The sequence below is a fragment of the Kutzneria sp. CA-103260 genome (genome assembly GCF_018263855.1).
Taxonomy (GTDB): domain Bacteria; phylum Actinomycetota; class Actinomycetes; order Mycobacteriales; family Pseudonocardiaceae; genus Kutzneria.
Genome location: NZ_CP073318.1, coordinates 4392766 through 4410129 on the forward strand (window position 1 = coordinate 4392766; position 17364 = coordinate 4410129).

Annotated in this window: 12 protein-coding genes; 3 read left to right on the top strand and 9 right to left on the bottom strand. The window is 71.1% G+C overall.

The genetic code is table 11. The features are described 5' to 3' along the window. Nucleotides 1-103: 103 nt before the first annotated feature. Nucleotides 104-6298, top strand: coding sequence for an SDR family NAD(P)-dependent oxidoreductase (locus tag JJ691_RS18835; RefSeq protein ID WP_211770055.1), 6195 nt, complete (start codon nucleotides 104-106; stop codon nucleotides 6296-6298). Nucleotides 6299-6300: 2 nt separating this feature from the next. Here the strand turns inward: JJ691_RS18835 and JJ691_RS18840 are convergent, their stop codons facing one another. Genes JJ691_RS18840 through JJ691_RS18860 form a run of 5 tightly spaced genes read right to left on the bottom strand, consistent with a single transcriptional unit; the run spans nucleotide 6301 to nucleotide 10843 of the window. Then, the gene (locus tag JJ691_RS18840; RefSeq protein ID WP_211770056.1) at nucleotides 6301-7041 is read right to left on the bottom strand and encodes a dienelactone hydrolase family protein; all 741 of its coding nucleotides are present in this window, start codon (nucleotides 7039-7041) and stop codon (nucleotides 6301-6303) included. Nucleotides 7042-7084: 43 nt separating this feature from the next. Then, entirely contained in the window at nucleotides 7085-8068 is a 984-nt protein-coding gene (locus JJ691_RS18845) for an NADPH:quinone reductase (protein WP_211770057.1), read from the bottom strand. Beyond that, a complete protein-coding gene (locus JJ691_RS18850) occupies nucleotides 8065-8931 on the bottom strand; it encodes an alpha/beta fold hydrolase (RefSeq protein WP_211770058.1) in 867 nt (288 codons plus the stop codon). The genes JJ691_RS18845 and JJ691_RS18850 overlap by 4 nt, the downstream gene beginning before the upstream one ends. A 57-nt stretch (nucleotides 8932-8988) precedes the next feature. After that, a complete protein-coding gene (locus JJ691_RS18855) occupies nucleotides 8989-9900 on the bottom strand; it encodes a LysR family transcriptional regulator (protein ID WP_211770059.1) in 912 nt (303 codons plus the stop codon). A gap of 28 nt (nucleotides 9901-9928) precedes the next feature. Next, a complete protein-coding gene (locus JJ691_RS18860; protein WP_211770060.1) occupies nucleotides 9929-10843 on the bottom strand; it encodes an NADP-dependent oxidoreductase in 915 nt (304 codons plus the stop codon). A gap of 161 nt (nucleotides 10844-11004) precedes the next feature. Between JJ691_RS18860 and JJ691_RS18865 the strand changes: the two genes are divergently transcribed. Further along, nucleotides 11005-11754: a helix-turn-helix domain-containing protein gene (locus JJ691_RS18865; RefSeq protein ID WP_211770061.1), complete on the top strand. Its 750-nt coding sequence runs from the start codon at nucleotides 11005-11007 to the stop codon at nucleotides 11752-11754. Here the strand turns inward: JJ691_RS18865 and JJ691_RS18870 are convergent. Both JJ691_RS18870 and JJ691_RS18875 read right to left on the bottom strand, forming a co-directional pair. Then, nucleotides 11728-13278, bottom strand: coding sequence for a beta-N-acetylhexosaminidase (locus tag JJ691_RS18870; RefSeq protein WP_211770062.1), 1551 nt, complete (start codon nucleotides 13276-13278; stop codon nucleotides 11728-11730). The genes JJ691_RS18865 and JJ691_RS18870 overlap by 27 nt on opposite strands. A gap of 101 nt (nucleotides 13279-13379) precedes the next feature. Further along, nucleotides 13380-13859, bottom strand: coding sequence for an SLATT domain-containing protein (locus tag JJ691_RS18875; RefSeq protein WP_211770063.1), 480 nt, complete (start codon nucleotides 13857-13859; stop codon nucleotides 13380-13382). A gap of 69 nt (nucleotides 13860-13928) precedes the next feature. Here JJ691_RS18875 and JJ691_RS18880 point away from each other — a divergent pair, with 69 nt between their 5' ends. Further along, the gene (locus JJ691_RS18880; RefSeq protein WP_211770064.1) at nucleotides 13929-14819 is read left to right on the top strand and encodes an alpha/beta fold hydrolase; all 891 of its coding nucleotides are present in this window, start codon (nucleotides 13929-13931) and stop codon (nucleotides 14817-14819) included. Between the two features lie 100 nt (nucleotides 14820-14919). Here JJ691_RS18880 and JJ691_RS18885 read toward each other — a convergent pair whose 3' ends face one another. Together JJ691_RS18885 and JJ691_RS18890 are read right to left on the bottom strand one after the other, a co-directional pair. Next, nucleotides 14920-16056: an HNH endonuclease signature motif containing protein gene (locus tag JJ691_RS18885; protein WP_211770065.1), complete on the bottom strand. Its 1137-nt coding sequence runs from the start codon at nucleotides 16054-16056 to the stop codon at nucleotides 14920-14922. A 447-nt stretch (nucleotides 16057-16503) separates the two neighbouring features. Continuing rightward, nucleotides 16504-17310 (bottom strand): SAM-dependent methyltransferase, encoded by an 807-nt coding sequence (locus JJ691_RS18890; RefSeq protein WP_211770066.1) that lies wholly within the window; start codon nucleotides 17308-17310, stop codon nucleotides 16504-16506. Nucleotides 17311-17364: the final 54 nt, after the last annotated feature.

The window sequence follows — 17364 nt, forward strand, 5'->3', positions numbered from 1 at the left end:
CAAGGTAGGCACGGCGGCCGAACCGATGTCGACGACCACGGCGGCACGAGGGAAATCCCTGGAAACGCCGTACATCGGCGGCGCGATCAGGTAGACCTGGTTGATGGGGAGCCTCCGCGCGGACCTGCTCAGACCGCTGCTGCCGTCGTTGCGCGGTCACAATGCCGACCGGCCGGCGTTCAGCGACGGCCGCCGTACCGTCACCTACGGGGATTTGTTGCGCGACACCGGTCGCCTCGACGTCGAACGAGGCGAACGGGTCCTGCTCCACCTGGGAAACCGGGTGGAGTTCGCAGAGTACCTGCTGGCGGCGCTGCGGTCGGCGGCGATCGCCGTGCCGGTGAGCGTGCGGGCAACGGAAGCGGAACTCTCGTACATCGCCCAGGATTCCGGTGCGACACTCATCGTGACCGAGGCCAGCAACGCCGACCTGGCCCGGCGCACGGGATTGCGCACGGTAGTCGTCGAGGACGGGCCGTCGTTCGGCCCGCCGCGCGACGACCTCGGCGTGGACGAACCGGCTTGGCTGCTCTACACATCCGGCACGACCGGCCGGCCCAAGGGCGTGCTGACCACGCAGCGGGCGATGTTGTGGTCGACAGCGGCGTGCTACGCCACCACGTTCGGACTGTCCGAACAGGACACCATGCTGTGGCCCCTGCCGATGCACCACGCCTATGCGCTGTCGCTGGCAATCATCGGTTCGCTCACCGTCGGCGCGCACACCAGGATCGCCGACGGCAACCTGGAGCAGTTGCTCGCCGAGCATCCCGGGTGCGTGTTGGCCGGTGTGCCGACGACATACCTCCAGTTGAGACGCGGGGGCACGCCTCGACTGTGCTTGTCCTCGGGGGCGCCGTGCCCGCCGGCCACCCGGGCCGCAGTGCGGGATCTGTTCGGCGATGTGCCGTTCCTCGACGGTTACGGCAGCACGGAAGCCGGCGGCAAGATCGCCGTGCAGCAGTCGGGCGAGGACGCGCTGACTCCCCTGCCCGGCGTGGACCTTCGGATCGTGGACGGCGAGATCCAGGTGCGCAGTCCGGGTCTGATGCTCTGCTACCACAACCAGCCGACTAAATCCATTGTGGACGGTTGGTATCGCACCGGTGACGCCGGCGAGTTCACCGACGGTCGGCTCACCGTGCGGGGCCGGGTCGACGACGTGATCATCTGCGGCGGGCAGAACGTGCACCCGCTGGAGATCGAGACCATTCTCGCGGAATCGCCGTCGGTGCGCGATGCCCTGGTGGTCGGCCGGCCCGACGACGTGCTCGGTCAGGTGCCGGTGGCGCACATCGTGCCGGCCGAGGGCGGCTTCGATGCCGACGAGCTGCGCCGGCTCTGCCTGCGGCGACTGTCCCCGCACAAGGTGCCGGTCGCCTTCGAGACGGCCGAGGCGATTCCCCGCACGGCGTCAGGAAAGCCGCTGCGCCGGATGTTCAAACCCGGCGCCGACATCGAGGCCGCGGTGCGGGCCGAGATCATCGCGCTGTGTGGCGACGACGGCGGCGACCGGTGGCGCGACCGGCCGTTCGCCGAGCTCGGGCTCACCTCGATGGCCAGTGTCCAATTGCGACACCGGATCGTCGCGCTGACCGGCGTGGAGCTGCCGCATTCGCTCGTCTACGACTTTCCCACGCCGGGCGAGCTGATCGCCGAGGTGGCCCGGATCCGCGACGGTCAGCGGACGTCCGAGCCGGAGAGCCGGCGGCCCGCCGCCGACGAGCCGATCGCCATCGTGGCCATGGCCTGCCGCTATCCGGGCGGTGTCCGGTCGCCCGAGGACCTCTGGCGCCTGGTGGCCGACGGCGTCGACGCGACCGGCGACTTCCCCACCGACCGCAGCTGGGACCTGGACCTCTACGACCCGGATCCGGACCACATCGGCGGTTCCGTCACGCGGCGCGGCGGTTTCCTCTACGACGCCGCCGACTTCGACGCGGGGCTGTTCCGAATCTCGCCACGGGAGGCGCTGGCCACCGATCCCCAGCAGCGGCTGCTGTTGGAGACGTCGTGGGAGCTGTTCGAGCGGGCCGGCATCGACACCGCACCCCTGCGCGGCAGCGACACCGGCGTGTTCGTGGGCGTGATGAACGAGGACTACGCCAGCCGGTTCGATTCGCACGAGTTGGAGGCGCGGCTGGGCATCGGCTCCTCGCACGCGGTCGCGTCGGGCCGGATCTCCTACACCTATGGCCTGAACGGGCCGGCGGTCACCGTCGACACCGCCTGCTCGTCGTCGTTGGTGGCTCTGCATTGGGCGGCCAGGGCCTTGCGCGCCGGCGAGTGCTCGCTCGCGGTGGCCGGTGGGGCGACCGTGATGTCCACTCCCCGCGCGTTTCTGGCTTTCAGCCGGCAACGCGGCCTGTCCCCGGACGGCCGGTGCCGGTCGTATGCCGCGGACGCCGACGGCACCGCGTGGTCCGAGGGCGTCGGCATCCTGCTGCTGGAGCGTCTGGCGGACGCCAGGCGGAACGGCCATCCGGTGTTGGCCCTGTTGCGCGGATCCGCCGTGAACTCGGACGGGGCGTCGAACGGCCTGACCGCGCCGAGCGGCCGGGCCCAGCGGGCAGTGATCCACTCGGCGTTGGCCGACGCCGGTCTGTCCACTGTGGATGTCGATGCGGTCGACGGGCACGGCACCGCCACTCCCCTGGGCGACCCGATCGAGGCCGAGGCGCTGATCGCCACCTACGGCCAGCGGCGGGACCGTCCGCTGTGGCTCGGCTCGGTGAAGTCCAACCTGGGCCACACCCAGGCCGCCGCCGGCGTCGCCGGCGTGATCAAGATGGTCGAAGCCTTGCGGCACGGGCAATTGCCGCCCTCTTTGCACGCCGACGATCCCACACCACGCGTCGACTGGTCGGCCGGCTTGGTGTCGCTGCTGGCCGAGGCCCAGCCGTGGCCCGCCGGGGACCGGATCCGGCGCGCCGGCGTGTCGTCGTTCGGCATCGGCGGCACCAACGCACACGTCATCATCGAAGAACCGCCGGTAGCCGATGTTCCCGCCCGCAATGAATTCCCGGCGGCTCCATTGCTGCTCAGCGCGGCGGATCCAGCCGCGCTGCGGGCCGTCGCCGCCGGCCTGCTGGCCATTGAGCACACGCTTGATCTCTCCTTCACCCTCGCCACCCGCACCGCGCTCGACCACCGGGCGATGGCCTCCGACCTCGCCGCGCTGCGGGCCATTGCCGACGGCGAGACCACCGGCCACACCGTCAGTGCCGGGGCGAAGGTGGCCTTCATGTTCAGCGGCCAAGGTGCTCAGCGGCCGGGCATGGGCGTCGAGCTGTCGCGGCTGTTCCCGGTGTTCGCCAAGGCTTTTGACGAGGCGTGCGCGGCGGTCGGCGGTTCGGTGCGGGAGGCAGCGTTCACCGGCGAACAGCTGGATCACACCGATAACGCCCAGGGTGCCTTGTTCGCGTTCGAGGTAGCGCTGTGCCGGCTGCTGGAATCGTGGGGCGTGCGACCGGATTTCCTGGTCGGGCACTCGATCGGCGAGATCGCCGCGGCGCACATTGCCGGCGTCATGTCATTGGCGGACGCGGCGGCGCTGGTGGCCGCGCGGGGCCGTCTGATGGCGGCGTTGCCAGCCGGCGGGGCCATGATCGCCGTGGACGCGACCGAGGCCGAGGTGACGCCGCTGCTGACCGGGCCGGTGTCCATCGCGGCGGTCAACGGCCCGCGCTCGCTGGTGCTGTCGGGCGAGGAGGCCGCGGTGACGGCGATCGCCGGCCGGTTCCGGCGCAGCACCCGGCTCAAGGTGAGCCACGCCTTCCACTCGCCGCTCATCGAACCGATGCTGGACGAATTCCGGACCATCGCCGAGAAACTGACCTATAGCCGGCCGGAGGTTCCGCTGGTTTCCGGACTCACCGGGCACGTCGTGACGAAGATCGACGCCGACCACTGGGTGCGGCACGCCCGCGAAACCGTCCGCTTCGCCGACGGGCTGGCCATGCTGGCCCCAGACACCTCGATCTTCCTGGAGGTCGGCCCTGATGCCGTGCTGAGCCGCACCGCAACGCGGGCAGTCTCCACCACGCATGCCGGCCGTGGACTGCTCGACGCGGTCGGCACGCTGCACACCGCCGGCATCGGCGTCGACTGGCCAGCGCTGTTCCGTGGCAGCGGTGCCCGACTCGTCAACGGACCCACGTATCCGTTCCAGCGCACCCGCTACTGGCTGGACCCGCAGCCGGCGAGAACCACCACGAGCCTGCTCGGGCCGGCGTTGCGGGCCCCGGACTCGCCGCGGATCATGCATGGCGGGGCGATCGGCCGGCGCACCCATCCGTGGCTGGACGACCACATCGTCGGCGGCGAAACCCTGGTGCCAGCCACGATGTTCCTTGAGGTCGCCCTGCAGGCCGGTCAGGCGGTCGAGGAGTTGACCATCGAGCGGCCGCTGCGCGTGCGGGACGAGATCCAACTCCAGGTCGTGCTCGACGACCGCCGGATCGACATCTACGCCCTGGCCGGCGACGAGTGGATCCGCCACGCCACCGGCCGCATCGCCTCCCCGTCCCCGAAACCCGCGCCATATCAAGGAGAATGGCCGCCCGCCGACGCCACCGAGCTGGACATCGCCTACGACTTCCTCGGCTACGGGCCGGCCTTCCGCGCCGTGACGGCGCTCTGGCGGCGAGGCGCCGATATCTTCGCCGAGGTCGAGGCCGACGCGTTCCCGGTGCTGCTCGACGCCGCCGTGCACGCGACGGCCCTCGCCGAGGGACCCGGCGCTGACCGGGTGCCGTTCCTCTGGGCGGGAATCGACCGTTATGCCACCGCCGGCCGGGCGAGGGTCCGCTGCAGGCCGGCCAGTTCGGACACGCAGGGCGATGTCCCGGTCCGGGTCGAGCTCTTCGACACCGCCGGCGAGCCGATCGCGGTCGTAGCCTCGATGCGCACCCGACCGCTGCCAAGCCAGCAGACGATGCTCTACCGTCCACATTGGATCGAAGTCCCCCGCGCGCCGGTCATCGACGACACGAAGCTGGTCGAGATCGCCGGCGGCGATCTACGCTCGTTGACCAGCCAGGCCTTGGCAGAACTGCACAAGTGGCAGGAAACCGGCCAGCGGCTGGTGCTGGTCACGAGGAACGCCACCGGGCCGGATCCGGATCTCGCCGCGGCGGCGGTGTGGGGGCTGGGCCTGTCGGCCGGGGCCGAGTACCCGGAGCGGATCACGCTGGTGGACCTCGACGCCGAGTTCCCGCTCGACCGGGTGCTGCCGATGGTGGGCGGCAGCCGCGAACCGCAGTTGGCCATCCGCGACGGTGTGCCGCGTGCCCTGCGTGTGACCCGGGCGGTTCCGTCGACCAACCGGCCGATCGACCCGGCCGGCACGGTGCTGATCACCGGCGGGGCCGGCGGGATCGGGTCGCTGATCGCCCGACACCTGGTGGCCGAGCACGGCGTCAGACACCTGGTGCTGGTCGGCCGCAATCCAGGTGCCGTCGATGTGGAGGCCCGGGTTGTCGCCGGTGACATCGCCGACCGGGACTTCGTCGAACGACTGGTGCGAGAATGCGATCCGCCGCTCACTGCGGTCATCCACGCGGCCGCCGTGCTCGACGACGCCGTGCTCGCCGCCCAGACTCCGTCCACAATGGACGAGGTGCTGAGGCCGAAGGCCGACGGGGCCTGGAATCTGCACGAGGCGACCAGGCATCTGCCGCTGTCGGCGTTTGTGCTGTTCTCCTCGATCGCCGGTGTCTTCGGCAAGGCGGGTCAGGCCAACTACGGCGCCGCCAACCGATTCCTCGATGCCCTCGCCACACACCGCCGAACCCTCGGTCTACCGGCGGTTTCGCTGGCCTGGGGGCTCTGGGATGTCGGCCTCGGCGGCCAGCTCTCCGAGCAGGCCCGCCGCCGCATCGCCGCCGCCGGCATCGTCGGCCTCACCCCGGAGCAGGGCCTGGCCCTGTTCGACGCCGCCCTGGGATCCGACCAGCCGGTGCTCATCCCGGTCCGATTCGACGGTGGTGCAAGGGAAATCCCCGCCGTCGCCGGTGTGCGGCCGGCCACGAGGCGCCGCTGGCCGCGAAACCCTTCGCTGGACGAGCTGACCACCCTGCTGCAAGCGGAGCTCGCCGCAGTGCTCGGGCACGAGGATCCGGCCAAGTTGCCGACCGACAGGCCGTTTCCCGATCTCGGCTTCGACTCGCTGACGGTGGTCGAGACCCGCGCCCGCCTGGCCGAGCTCACCGGCCTGGACCTACCGGCCGCGCTGCTGTTCGACCGGCCGACCGTGGTGGATCTCGCCGCACACCTGCACAGCGAGATCCACCGCTAGCCTCAGCGAGTGCGCTCCAGCAGGGCGAACAGGTTCTCCCAGTGGCGCTGCTCGCCAGCCGCGTTGTAGGCGGCGGTGTCGGACATGGTGAAGCCGTGCGTCGCGCCCTCGTACAGCTCGGAGCGGTAGGTGACGCCGGCCTCGTCCAGGGCGGCCTCCAGGACCTTGATCTGGTCGACGCTCATGGAGTGGTCGTTGTCGGCGTGTCCGAAGTAGACCTCGCCGGTGATGTTGCCGACGGCCAGGTGCGGGCTGTCGGGCTGGTCGGTGGCCAGGCGGCCGCCGTGGAAGGACGCGATGGCCTTGACCCGGTCCGGCAGCGCCTCGATCACGCGCAGGGCGTTGGTGCCGCCCATGCAGTAGCCGGTGATCACGACCGGGCCGGCCTCGACGCCGTCCTGCGCATGCAGGAAGTCGATGTACTTGGCGGCGTCGCGGGTGATCGCGGCGGTGTCCAGCGCGCCGATCAGCGGCATGATGCGGCCGAACAGCGCCTCCCGCTTGCTCGCGTCGGCCAGGTCGGCCATGTCGATCTTGGGCAGCGGGCCGCCGCGGTAGAGCAGGTTGGGCACCAGCACCGCGTAGCCGCGGGCGGCGATGGTCTCGGCCATCTCCTCCAGCCGCGGCCGCAGGCCGAAGGCGTCCATGAACAGGATCACCCCGGGACCGCCGCCGTCGGGCACCACCAGGTAGGCGTCGGCCACGCCGTCCTCGGTCGGCACGTTCACCATTTCCTTGCGCATGCGGTCACTCCACTCGCGATTCGGAACCATGCTTCCGTCTAACCTACCGCTCGACGATCAGCACCTTGCCCACCGCGTCCCCGCTTTCCACCAGCCGGTGCGCGGCGGCGATGTCGGCCAGCGGGAACCGGGCGGCGACCGGATGCGTGAGCACGTTGTCGGCCAGCAGCCGGGTGATGTGCTCGGTGGCGGCGCACATCGCCGGCGACGGCATGGTGAAGACCCGCACCGTGCGGATGGTCACGCCACGACGCATCAAGGCGTAGAACGGCAGCGCCGGCTCGGCGACCGCGTCGGAACCGTACGCTGCGATCGTCCCATTCGTCGCGATCACCGCTGCTGTCAACGGAAGATTCGCCCCGAACGCGACATCCACGACCCGCTGCACGCCGCCGTTGGACAACGCCAGGATCTCGGCGGCGGCGTTGTCCGAGCGATAGTCGACGACGTGGTCGGCCCCGGCGGCCAGCGCGGACTTCTGCTTCTCCGGCGTGCTCGCGGTGGCCAGCACCGTGGCCCCGCCGTGCTTGGCCAACTCGATCGCGTAGTGGCCGACCGCCCCAGCTCCACCGGTGACGAGCAAGGTCTTTCCGGCCACCGGGCCGTCGGCGAAGACTGCCCGATGGGCCGTCAGAGCCGGCACGCCCAGACACGCGCCGGCCTCGTACGACACGCCTTCCGGCAAGGCGACCGCGCGGTCGGCCGGCACCACCACGTATTCGGCGGACGTGCCCAGCGGCCGGCCGTGGTTGGCCGAGTGCACCCACACCCGGCTGCCGAGACGAGTAACCGGGACCCGCGGCCCGATCCGGTCGATCACGCCGGCCCCGTCGTCGCCGGGCACCACCCGCGCGGCGATCATCGTCCGTCCGCCGACGCCGGCCCGCCGCTTCACGTCGGCCGGGTTGACGCCGGTGGCCCGCAGCCGGACCCGCACCTCGCCGATGCCCGGCTCCGGCTCGGGAAACTCGCCCACCACCAGGACTTCGTCGGCGGCGCCGGGCCGGGCGTACCAGGCGGCCCTCACGTCAGGAACTCCGCCAGCGCCGCGGCGACCAATTCCGGCCGCTCCAGCGTCTGCATGTGCGGGGTGCCGGGCAGCTTCCGGTAACGCGCGCCCGGGATCCTGGACGCGATGCCGCGCATGATCTCCGGCGTGGTGGAGACGTCGGCCGCGCCGGCCAACACCAGGGTCGGCAGCCCCAGACCGGCCAGTTTCCCTTGCACGTCAAGGCCTTTGAACGCCCGCCAGGCGGCGGCCCAGTCCACCGGGTTGCCGCTGAGCACGCGTTCGCGGGCGTACCGGACGCCGTCCCCGTTCACAGCCAGCGCGTCGGCGGTGAACCACCGTGTCAGCGACTGGGCGACCTGCGCCGCCATGCCGTCGGTCTCCACGGACGACGCCCGCCCCTCGAAGGCGTCGAACGGGAAGTCGGTGGTGGCCAACAGCGACAGCGACGCGAACCGCTCCGGCGCGGCCACGGCGGCGGTCTGGGCGATACCGCCGCCGAACGACAGCCCGACCACGTGGGCCCGCTGCACGCCGATCGCGTCCAGCACGCCGATCAGGTCACGAGCCGTGTCGGCCATCGTGTACGGGCTGGGCGAGCCGGCTGCCGCGCCGTGCCCCCGCACGTCGTAGGCGAACACGCGGCGGCCGTCGGCCAGCGCGTCCATCACCGGCTCCCACATTCGCCAGTCCAGGCCGAGCGCGTGCACCAGCAGCACCGCCGGCCCGGTGTCGCCGCGCTGGGCCACGATCGTGTCGTGGTCGGTCAGCCGCACCCGGTGCGTGTGGGCCGGCGGCCGGCCAAGCCGGCGGGGCCAGCCGAGGTCCAGCGAGAGCCGCTGGGCCAGGCCACGGACGCGTGCTTCGGCCAACGAGGTCATGGCTGTCACTTTCGGCCACCCCACGGCCATATGTCCAAGACCTGATGACGCTGATGGTCAGACCTCGGAGATATCACCGCTGACCGCGAGGGCGGGATGCCCGACCATGAAGTCGATCAGCGTGGCCAGGGCCGGAGTCGGCCGGCGGTGGGCCGACCACGCCAGGGCCGGCGTCCACACCGGCTCCGGGGACAGCTCCACCACATGCACCCGCGGCCCGTCCGCCCGCGCCACCGACCTCGGCATGATCGCCGCCGCCAGGCCGACGTTCACCAGTGTCCGGGCCGTGCTGTAGTCACGGGTCTCGAACCGCACCCGCGGCTGCGCGCCGGCCGCCGCCAGCGCCCCGGCGATGATCTCCCCCACCGCCGAGCCCGGCGGGTACTTGATCAGGTCCACGCCGTCCAGTTCGGCCAGCCGCAGCCGGGTCTGCCGGGCCAGCGCCGTGTCCACCCCAGTGACCAGCACCAACGGCTCCGCGCCGAGCGAATGGGACAGCAGGCTCCGGTCGCCGGGCGGCGGCGGGGCCGCCAGCGTCACCACGTCGAGGCGGCCGGCTTGCAGGCCGGTCAGCATCTCGCTGGTGTTCTGCTCTTGGAGCTCGACCTCGACCGCCGGGTACGTGCTGGAGAACGCCGCGAACACCCGGGCCAGCCTGGCCGTGAGGCCCCGGGCCAGGCCCAGCCGGATCCGGCCGCGCACGCCGCCGGCCCAGCCCAGCATCTCCTGCTCCACCGCGACCAGGTCGGACAGGATCCGCTCGGTGTGCTTGAGCAGCGCCGCGCCGGCCGGCGTCAGCGAGACCTTGTGGTTGTTGCGTTCGAACAGGTCCAGGCCGAGCTGCCGCTCCAGCTTGCGGATCTGCTGGGACAGGGCCGGCTGGGCGATCCGCAGCGCCTCGGCGGCCCGGGTGAAGTGCAGTTCCCGGGCCACCGCCTGGAAGTACTCCAGCTGACGCGAACTGATCATAAGCGGAGTGTCTCACCAACCGCCGTGGTCAGACGAGCAGCACCAGCTTGCCCCGGACGTGGCCCTCCTCGCTCTCGTCCTGGGCCTCGGCCGCCTCGACCAGCGGATAGGTGGCGACCGGCAGTTTGAGCTTGCCGGCGGCGGCCAGCGCGACACCCTCGGCCAGGGCCCCGGGCACCTGCTCCTCGGCGCTGCCCGAGGTGAACCGGACGCCGAGGGAACCCGCGTTCCCGTCGGCGATGGTGATCACCCGCTCGGTGCCGCCGGTGAGCTCGATCAGCGCCGGCAGCCCGCCCCGGCCGGAGGCGTCGAGGGCGGCGTCGACCTGGCCGATGGCGTCGACCTCGTCGATCAGGCCGGCGCCGTAGAGCACCGGGATGACGCCCAGGGAGCGCAGGTACTCGTGGTTGCGGGCGCTGGCCGTGCCGATGACGGTCAGCCCCCTGGCGATTGCGATCTGAGCCGCCACGGTGCCGACGGTGCCGGCCGCGCCGTCGATGAGCAGCGTCTCCCCGGCGGCCAGGTTGAGCAGCGCCAACGCGCGATACGCCGTGGTCACGCCGGTGTTCAGGGCGGCGGCGGCGGCCCACGACAGGGTGGCGGGCTTCGGGACCAGGTTGCCCACGGACGCCAGAGCCCGCTCCGCGTACGAACCGGAGGCGGCGCCCAGGACTTCGTCGCCGACGGCGAAGGCGGTGACCTCCGGCCCGACGGCCTCGACCACGCCGGCGACGTCGGACCCGGGCACGGCCGGGAACTTGCCGGGCATCGACGGACCGAACAGACCCTTGCGCACCTTCCAGTCGAACGGGTTGACCCCAGCGGCCCGCACCGCGAGCCGCACCTGCCCCGGGCCCGGCTCGGGCACCGGCCGCTCCCCCACCGTCAGCACCGAGGAGTCGCCGTGCTGCGAGTACTCCACGGCCCGATACGTGTCCGACATCGACGTTCGCCCCTTCCGGCTGTCACCTGTCTGGCCCAACCCTGCCGTGTCCGGCGTTGTTCCGCGAATGTTCGGGTGTTGTTGTTCGCCGCCCGACACCGACACCGAACTTGCCGCCGGCGACTACTGCTTGCCTGGTCGGACCAGGTGGGGAGCGAATCGTGGACGATGGGCAGTTCGGTCGGTCACTGCGGGCGCAGCGGGAGACGGCCGGCTTGACGCAGCGCGAGCTGGCGGTGCGAGCCGGGGTGAGCGTGCGCTCGCTGCGCTACTGGGAGAACGGCAAGATCAGCACGCCGCGGATGGCGTCGCGGCAGCAGATCCAGCAGGTGCTGGACGGCGTGCCGGCGCGGGCCGGCGACCAGGTGCAGATCGGTGTGCTCGGTCCCCTGGTCGTGCTGGGCCGGACCCGCGAGCTGGGCCTACTGCGGCCGAAGGCGGCGGCGCTGCTGGCGATCCTCGCGCTCCAGCCGAACCGGGATGTCGGCCGGGACGAGATCACCGACGTGCTGTGGGGCGAGGAGCCGCCGGCATCACACCGGCGGCTGCTGCGCGGCCACGCCGACGCGGTCCGCCGGATGCTCGGCCCGATGCTGTCGCTGACCACCACCGACCGAAGTTGCTACCGGCTCAACGTCGAATGCGGCCAACTCGACGTGCTGGAGTTCCAGGCGTACGCCGGCCGTGCCGCGGCCGCCGGCAGCATGGGCGATCTCGTCCGCGCGTACGAGCTGTACGCCGCGAGCCTCGACTGCTGGCGGGGGACGCCGCTGGTCGGCTTCGACCGCCGGCTCCGCCAGCACTCGGCCGCCCTGGCCCTGGCCGAGCAGCGCCTGGCCGTCGCCCGCGAGCACGCCGACCTCGGCCGCCGGATCGGCCGCCGCTCAGCCGGCCCAGGGCACCTCGGGTGAGCGGTAGTAGGAAACCCCCAGCACATCCCACCGCTGGGCCTGCGCGCCCAGGCGGACCCGGTAGTCGGCCCACGAGTGCGTGCTGGCCGGCGACCAGCCGATCTCCGCGATCCCGGGCAGCCTCGGGAAGGTCATGTACTCGACGTCGTGCCAGGTCGGGAACACGTCCGTCCACAGTGGAGCTTCCACGCCGGTGACGTCGTCGGCCACGCCCGGCACGAAGGTGGCCGGGTCCCAGTCGTAGCCGTCGCTGACACTGGTGTAGCCGGCCCAGTCCTGCCCGATCGGCGTCGACGCGTCGTACTTCATGTCCAGGTAGGTCTTGTCGGCGGGCGAGAGCACCAGCTTGTTGCCGCGCTGCTGGGCCACTCGCGCCAGCGCCTCGTCGTCGGCCGACCCGGCGGTGCCCCAGTACTGGGCGGTGGCCGTGCCGGTCAGGTCGCCAGCCTCGATCTGGTGCCAGCCCAACAGCTTCTTGCCGTGGGACAACACGATCTGCTGGACCCGGTCGATGAAGTACTTGTAGTCGGCCGGGCTCGTGTTGACCGCCTCGTCGCCGCCGATGTCGATGTAGTCCCCCGGCGTCAACGCGGCCAGCTGCCCGATCACGTCGTCCAGCCACTTGTACGTGACCTCGAGCGGCACGCAGAGCGAGCTCCAGCCCGGGTTCAGCAGCGGCGGCGCCACCCCGTCGCAGTTCAGTTCCGCGTAGGACGCCTGGGCCGCCGTGACGTGCCCCGGCGTGTCGATCTCCGGGATGATCGTGACGTGCCGGCTGGCCGCGTAGCGGACGATCTCCCGGTAGTCGTCCTGGGTGTAGAAGCCGCCCGGCCCGCGGGTGGCGTCGGTGCTGCCGCCATAGCGGGCCAGCCGCGGCCAGCCGTTGATGTCGATGCGCCAGCCGTCGTTGTCGCTCAGGTGCAGGTGCAGCGTGTTGATCTTGTACAGGGAGATCAGGTCGAGGTAGTTCTCCACCTGCGCCACCGGGAAGAAGTGCCGGGCCACGTCCAGCATCGCCCCGCGCCAGGCGTAGCGGGGCGTGTCCCGCACCGCCACCCCTCGTGCCGTCCATGGTCCACTCTGGACGGTGCGCGCCTCCGCTTTCGCCGGCAGCAGCTGGCGAAACGTCTGCACGGCGTAGAACAACCCCGCCGTCGTGTGCGCCGCGATCTCGACGCCGACCGCCGTCACCGTCAGCCGATACCCTTCATCGCCGAGGCTCGACGGTCCGCCCAGATCCAGCCTGATGTCCCCCGGCAGCCCTGTGTTCGTCACCGGTAAGCGGTATCCCGTCGACGGCCGCAACAGCCCCGCCAGGTACTGGCCCGTGTCCGCCGCCCCGCCCGACGCCACGATTCTCGTCGTCGGCCTGAGCGTGAAAGCCTGACCCGGCAACGTCACGATCGACGACGGCTGCGGCACCACCCGCACCGGCGGCGGCGTGTCCGGCGCGGCCACGGCCACCGGCGCGAACAGCGCCACCGCCAGGCACGACACCGTCAGGCAGAGCAGTTTCCGCACCATCGCCGACCGCCGATCTCGCAGGGGACCGCCGCTGAGGCTATCGGCGTGATCGATCCAGCGAAACCCGCCGACCTGCCGATATCGCGTTCACATACCGGAACTCACGGGCCGGGAACGCGTCGGGACTCCAGCCACCGTTCGCCGAGCGTGCCCCAGATCCGCTGATACTCCTCGAACGCCGCGTCGACCCGCTCCCGGTCCAGTTGATCGATCGGATTGGCAGCCAGGTAGAAGCGCAGGTCGTCGTGCAGCCGATAGAACCGGTACTGGGCCTCCTCCATGAGCACCCACCGGGAGCGCCACGCGAAGAACGGCTCGAGCGTGTTCATGACGGTCAGCAGGGCGACCAGCACAAAACCGACGCTTGCCCAGAAGTTCAGGTTCTGCAACCCGAGGATCACCGTCGACGCCGCGGACATCGCCAGCCCAACACTCTTCACCGCCACGGAGCTTCGCCGGAAACGCTCTTTGCGCCGGCGCGCGTACTCGTTCCCGACCTCGATCCGCAGCAACAAGTCCTTGATCAGGTCTGCTGGTCCGAGCCCCGGATCGGGCGGTTCGGGCCATTCCCTCGCTCGCATCGGCCGCACGCTAGAGCACCGGCGCTCATCTTCCAGCCGCCGTTCGGGGTCGTCCGTATCCTGGGGTGCATGACGTCCTCGCTGGCCCGTTGGGGCGGGACGAGCCGGCACGCCGACCTCGGCGGCCCGGTGCACTACGTGGACTTCGGCGGGCCGGTGGACGGACCGCCGATGGTGCTGGTGCACGGGCTCGGCGGCTCGCATCTGGACTGGAGTGTGCTCGCGCCGCGGCTGACCGCGCGGTTCCGGGTGCTGGCGCCCGATCTGATCGGGTACGGCCTGACGACGCCGGACCAGCGGGTGTCGACCATCGAGGCGAACACCGAGCTGGTGAACGCCTTCATCGAGCAGGTGGCCGGCGGGCCAGTGGTGCTGGTCGGCAACTCGATGGGCGGCCTGATCTCGGCCCGGCAGGCGGCGGCGCGCCCGGAGACGGTGTCGAAACTGATCCTGATCGACCCGGCGCTGCCGCTGGTGTCCCGTTCCCGTCTGGACGTGGCCGCGACGATGCTGTTCGGCCGGGCGTTGCTGCCGATGGGCCGGGGCGTGCTGGCGCTGAGCCGGCTCGGGCGCACGCCCCGCCAGCAGGTGCGGGAGACGTTCGTCCGCTGCTGCGTAGACCCGTCACGAGTGCCGCCGGACCTCGTCGACGCGCTGGTGGCCCTGATCGAGATCCGCGACGCCATGCCCGGGGCCGACGACGCCTTCCTGGCCTCGGCCCGATCACTGCTGACGATCAACAACGGCCGCCGGGCCGCGTGGGCCGCCCTGCACGACATCACCGCGCCGGTGCTGCTGGTGCACGGCGAGCAGGACCGGATGGTCTCCGTCGGCTCGGCCCGGGAAGCGGCTCGCCGCCTTCCACAGTGGACGGTCGACGTGCTGCCCGGACTCGGCCACCTGCCGCAGATCGAGGCCCCGGACCGGGTCTCGTCCCGCATCCTCAGCTGGCACGGCTAAGTCCGTGTTTCACCGGTGAGCCGGGCACTGCTGCTTGTGGGGCAGTCACCGGCCTTTGACCGCGCGGCCGCAGCACGTCGTCGGGGTGGGCTGCCGTCTCCTAGCTGGCTGCCGCCCACCCGAACTCCGGTGCCCCGTCGTTGATCTTGACTGACCAGTGGCTGTGGTGGATCAGTCGATGATGCTGCCCGCACAGCAGCACGAGGTTGTCGGTGCTGGTGGGTCCGCCGTCTGCCCAGTGGATCACGTGGTGGGCATGACATTGCCGTGGTCTTCGATGGCATCCCGGAAAGGCGCATCCCCGGTCTCGGATGATCAACGCCCGGCGGATCTGCGTCGGGATCGTTCGGGTGGCGCGCCCGATGTCTAGGGGCTGGGACTGGGCACCCAGGACCACGCGCAGAACGGTGCTGTCGCAGGCGATCCGGCGCGCGGAAGCGGCGTTGAGCGGCCCCGACCCGTCCATCTCGGCCGTACCCCGCTGAGCGAGGAAGTCCGCCAGCGGCATGGTCAGCGCCAAGTGCGGCTTCTCGCCGCCCTCATCGGGAAGGCTGTCGCTGCCGGCCGCGAGGTCGATGATCTCGGCGAGCGCATCGCCCTGACGCTGCGCAGTGGTGCGCGTGTCGCTAGCGGAGGCCGGCTTCGCCAGCGGGCTGAGCATCGCCTCCAACGTCGCCCCGCTCTCCGGGTCGAACTTGCCCCGAAACACCATGGAGCCGTCGCGCCGGTTGGTGTAGTGGAACTCGCGGGCGGGTTCGGCCAGGTCCGGGTCGTCAGGCTCTTTGCCGTCCTGGTCGAGTAGTTGCAGGATGCGCTGTCCGAGCATTCGAAGCGCCGCCCCGTCGAACGTGCGGGCTTTGTCCAGCAGTTCGGTCTCGACCTTGTCCCGGTCCGGCTCGGGTGCTTCGGCCAGGGTCTTGTCCAGCACGGTCAGGTGCTGCTTGCTGAGCCTCCCCGCCCGCGCCGCCTCGCGAACAGCCTCGCGGCGGAACAGCAACGCGTGCCGCAGCAGATCCCGCGCCTCCGCCCGGGTGATCTTCCACCGGGCCGCCAGATCCGCCACCAGCGCCCGCTGGTCATCTGTGCCTCGCGCCGTGCGGTCCCACAGCTCGGCGACCAGCTCGACCTGCCGCACGTACTCCGCGCGCTGCCGGTCCTGGCTCTGCTGGCCGGCGGCCCACAGCGATCCCTCGTCCATGCGCCACCACTGGGCGTCGGCGGTCAGGGTCGCTTCCATACCCCCGATTCTACCGCCCCACAGTGATCGATTCCTGTTGTGGGGCAGGGATTACCTGTGTGGGTGACACATTCAGGCAAGCGCTTTCCTCTGACGCGGCGGGGTGGGGCGATACGAGGCACGGGCGATGGCCGGCGGGAAACCACCAGCCGGCGGCCGGCAATGACATGCCGGCATACGGCAACTACGCGGTGCGGACACCCGACCCACACCCCACACCAGGCAACCCACCCCACGGCAACACAACCACCCGAGCCCCACCCCACCCACGTCCACAGCCATCCCTAGAAGCAACCCCACACCCAACCGCCGGCAACCCACCCAACCTCACCGCCCACCCAACCTCACCGCCCACCCAACCTCACCGCCCACCCAACCCACGCGAACTGGCCAACCGTCCACGCAGGCCCGCAACCCACGACCCGACCGAGGTCGACGAGCCACGAGCTAGGCCAACCGCCCCAGCCCCGCCACCGCCCGGCTGCCGATCGCCTCCTCGTCGGTCACCGGCTTCTCCGGCCGCCACACCGCCGTGAACACCACGCCCGGCTCGACCAGGTCGTAGCCGTCGAAAAACGCGGCGACCTGGTCGGGGGTGCGCAGGTTCAGCGGGTGCGTGCTCTTCGTGTACATGTCGACGGCCTCGGCCACCGCGCCCGGCCAGTAGTCGAACGACAGGCTGTGCGCCACGGCCAGATAACTGCCGGACACGCACGCGTCCCGGTAGGCCGCGATCGTCCGGGCCGGGTCGTCGGCGTCCGGGATGAACGGCAGCACCTGCAGCATCAACACGGCCAGCGGCTGGGAGAAGTCCAGCAGCCGCTGGGTTTCCGGGTGGTTGAGCACTGTCTCGTGCGCACGGACGTCGGCGTGCACCACCGTCGCGTACGGGTTGTCGGCCAGCAGCCGCTGCGACTGGGCGACCGCCACCGGCTCGTGGTCCACGTAGACGACGCGGTTGCCCGGCCGCACCGCTTGGGCGATCTCGTGCACGTTACCGACCGTAGGAATGCCGGAGCCCAGGTCGAGGAACTGGGTGATGCCGGCGTCCTCGGCCAGGAAACGCACGACCCGCTGCAGGAACTCGCGGTTGCGCATGGCGAACTCGCGGGTCTCCGGCAGGATCGCCAGCACCCGGTCGGCCGCCTCCCGGTCCACCGCGAAGTTGTGCGCGCCGCCGAGGTAGTAGTCGTACATGCGGGCCGGATTGGGACGGCTGACGTCCACCGATTCCTGATCATCGTGCTCGGGCATGGCCGCCATTGTGGTTCACCGGGGCGCGCCCGGCCAGGCACGCCCCGGTGAACA

Coding starts and splice junctions, on each gene's coding strand:
- JJ691_RS18885 (WP_211770065.1), bottom strand. CDS start 16,056: ATGGAAGCGACCCTGACCGCCGACGCCCAGTGGTGGCGCATGGACGAG.
- JJ691_RS18860 (WP_211770060.1), bottom strand. CDS start 10,843: ATGTCGGACACGTATCGGGCCGTGGAGTACTCGCAGCACGGCGACTCC.
- JJ691_RS18880 (WP_211770064.1), top strand. CDS start 13,929: ATGACGTCCTCGCTGGCCCGTTGGGGCGGGACGAGCCGGCACGCCGAC.
- JJ691_RS18890 (WP_211770066.1), bottom strand. CDS start 17,310: ATGCCCGAGCACGATGATCAGGAATCGGTGGACGTCAGCCGTCCCAAT.
- JJ691_RS18855 (WP_211770059.1), bottom strand. CDS start 9,900: ATGATCAGTTCGCGTCAGCTGGAGTACTTCCAGGCGGTGGCCCGGGAA.
- JJ691_RS18870 (WP_211770062.1), bottom strand. CDS start 13,278: ATGGTGCGGAAACTGCTCTGCCTGACGGTGTCGTGCCTGGCGGTGGCG.
- JJ691_RS18835 (WP_211770055.1), top strand. CDS start 104: ATGGGGAGCCTCCGCGCGGACCTGCTCAGACCGCTGCTGCCGTCGTTG.
- JJ691_RS18875 (WP_211770063.1), bottom strand. CDS start 13,859: ATGCGAGCGAGGGAATGGCCCGAACCGCCCGATCCGGGGCTCGGACCA.
- JJ691_RS18850 (WP_211770058.1), bottom strand. CDS start 8,931: ATGACCTCGTTGGCCGAAGCACGCGTCCGTGGCCTGGCCCAGCGGCTC.
- JJ691_RS18840 (WP_211770056.1), bottom strand. CDS start 7,041: ATGCGCAAGGAAATGGTGAACGTGCCGACCGAGGACGGCGTGGCCGAC.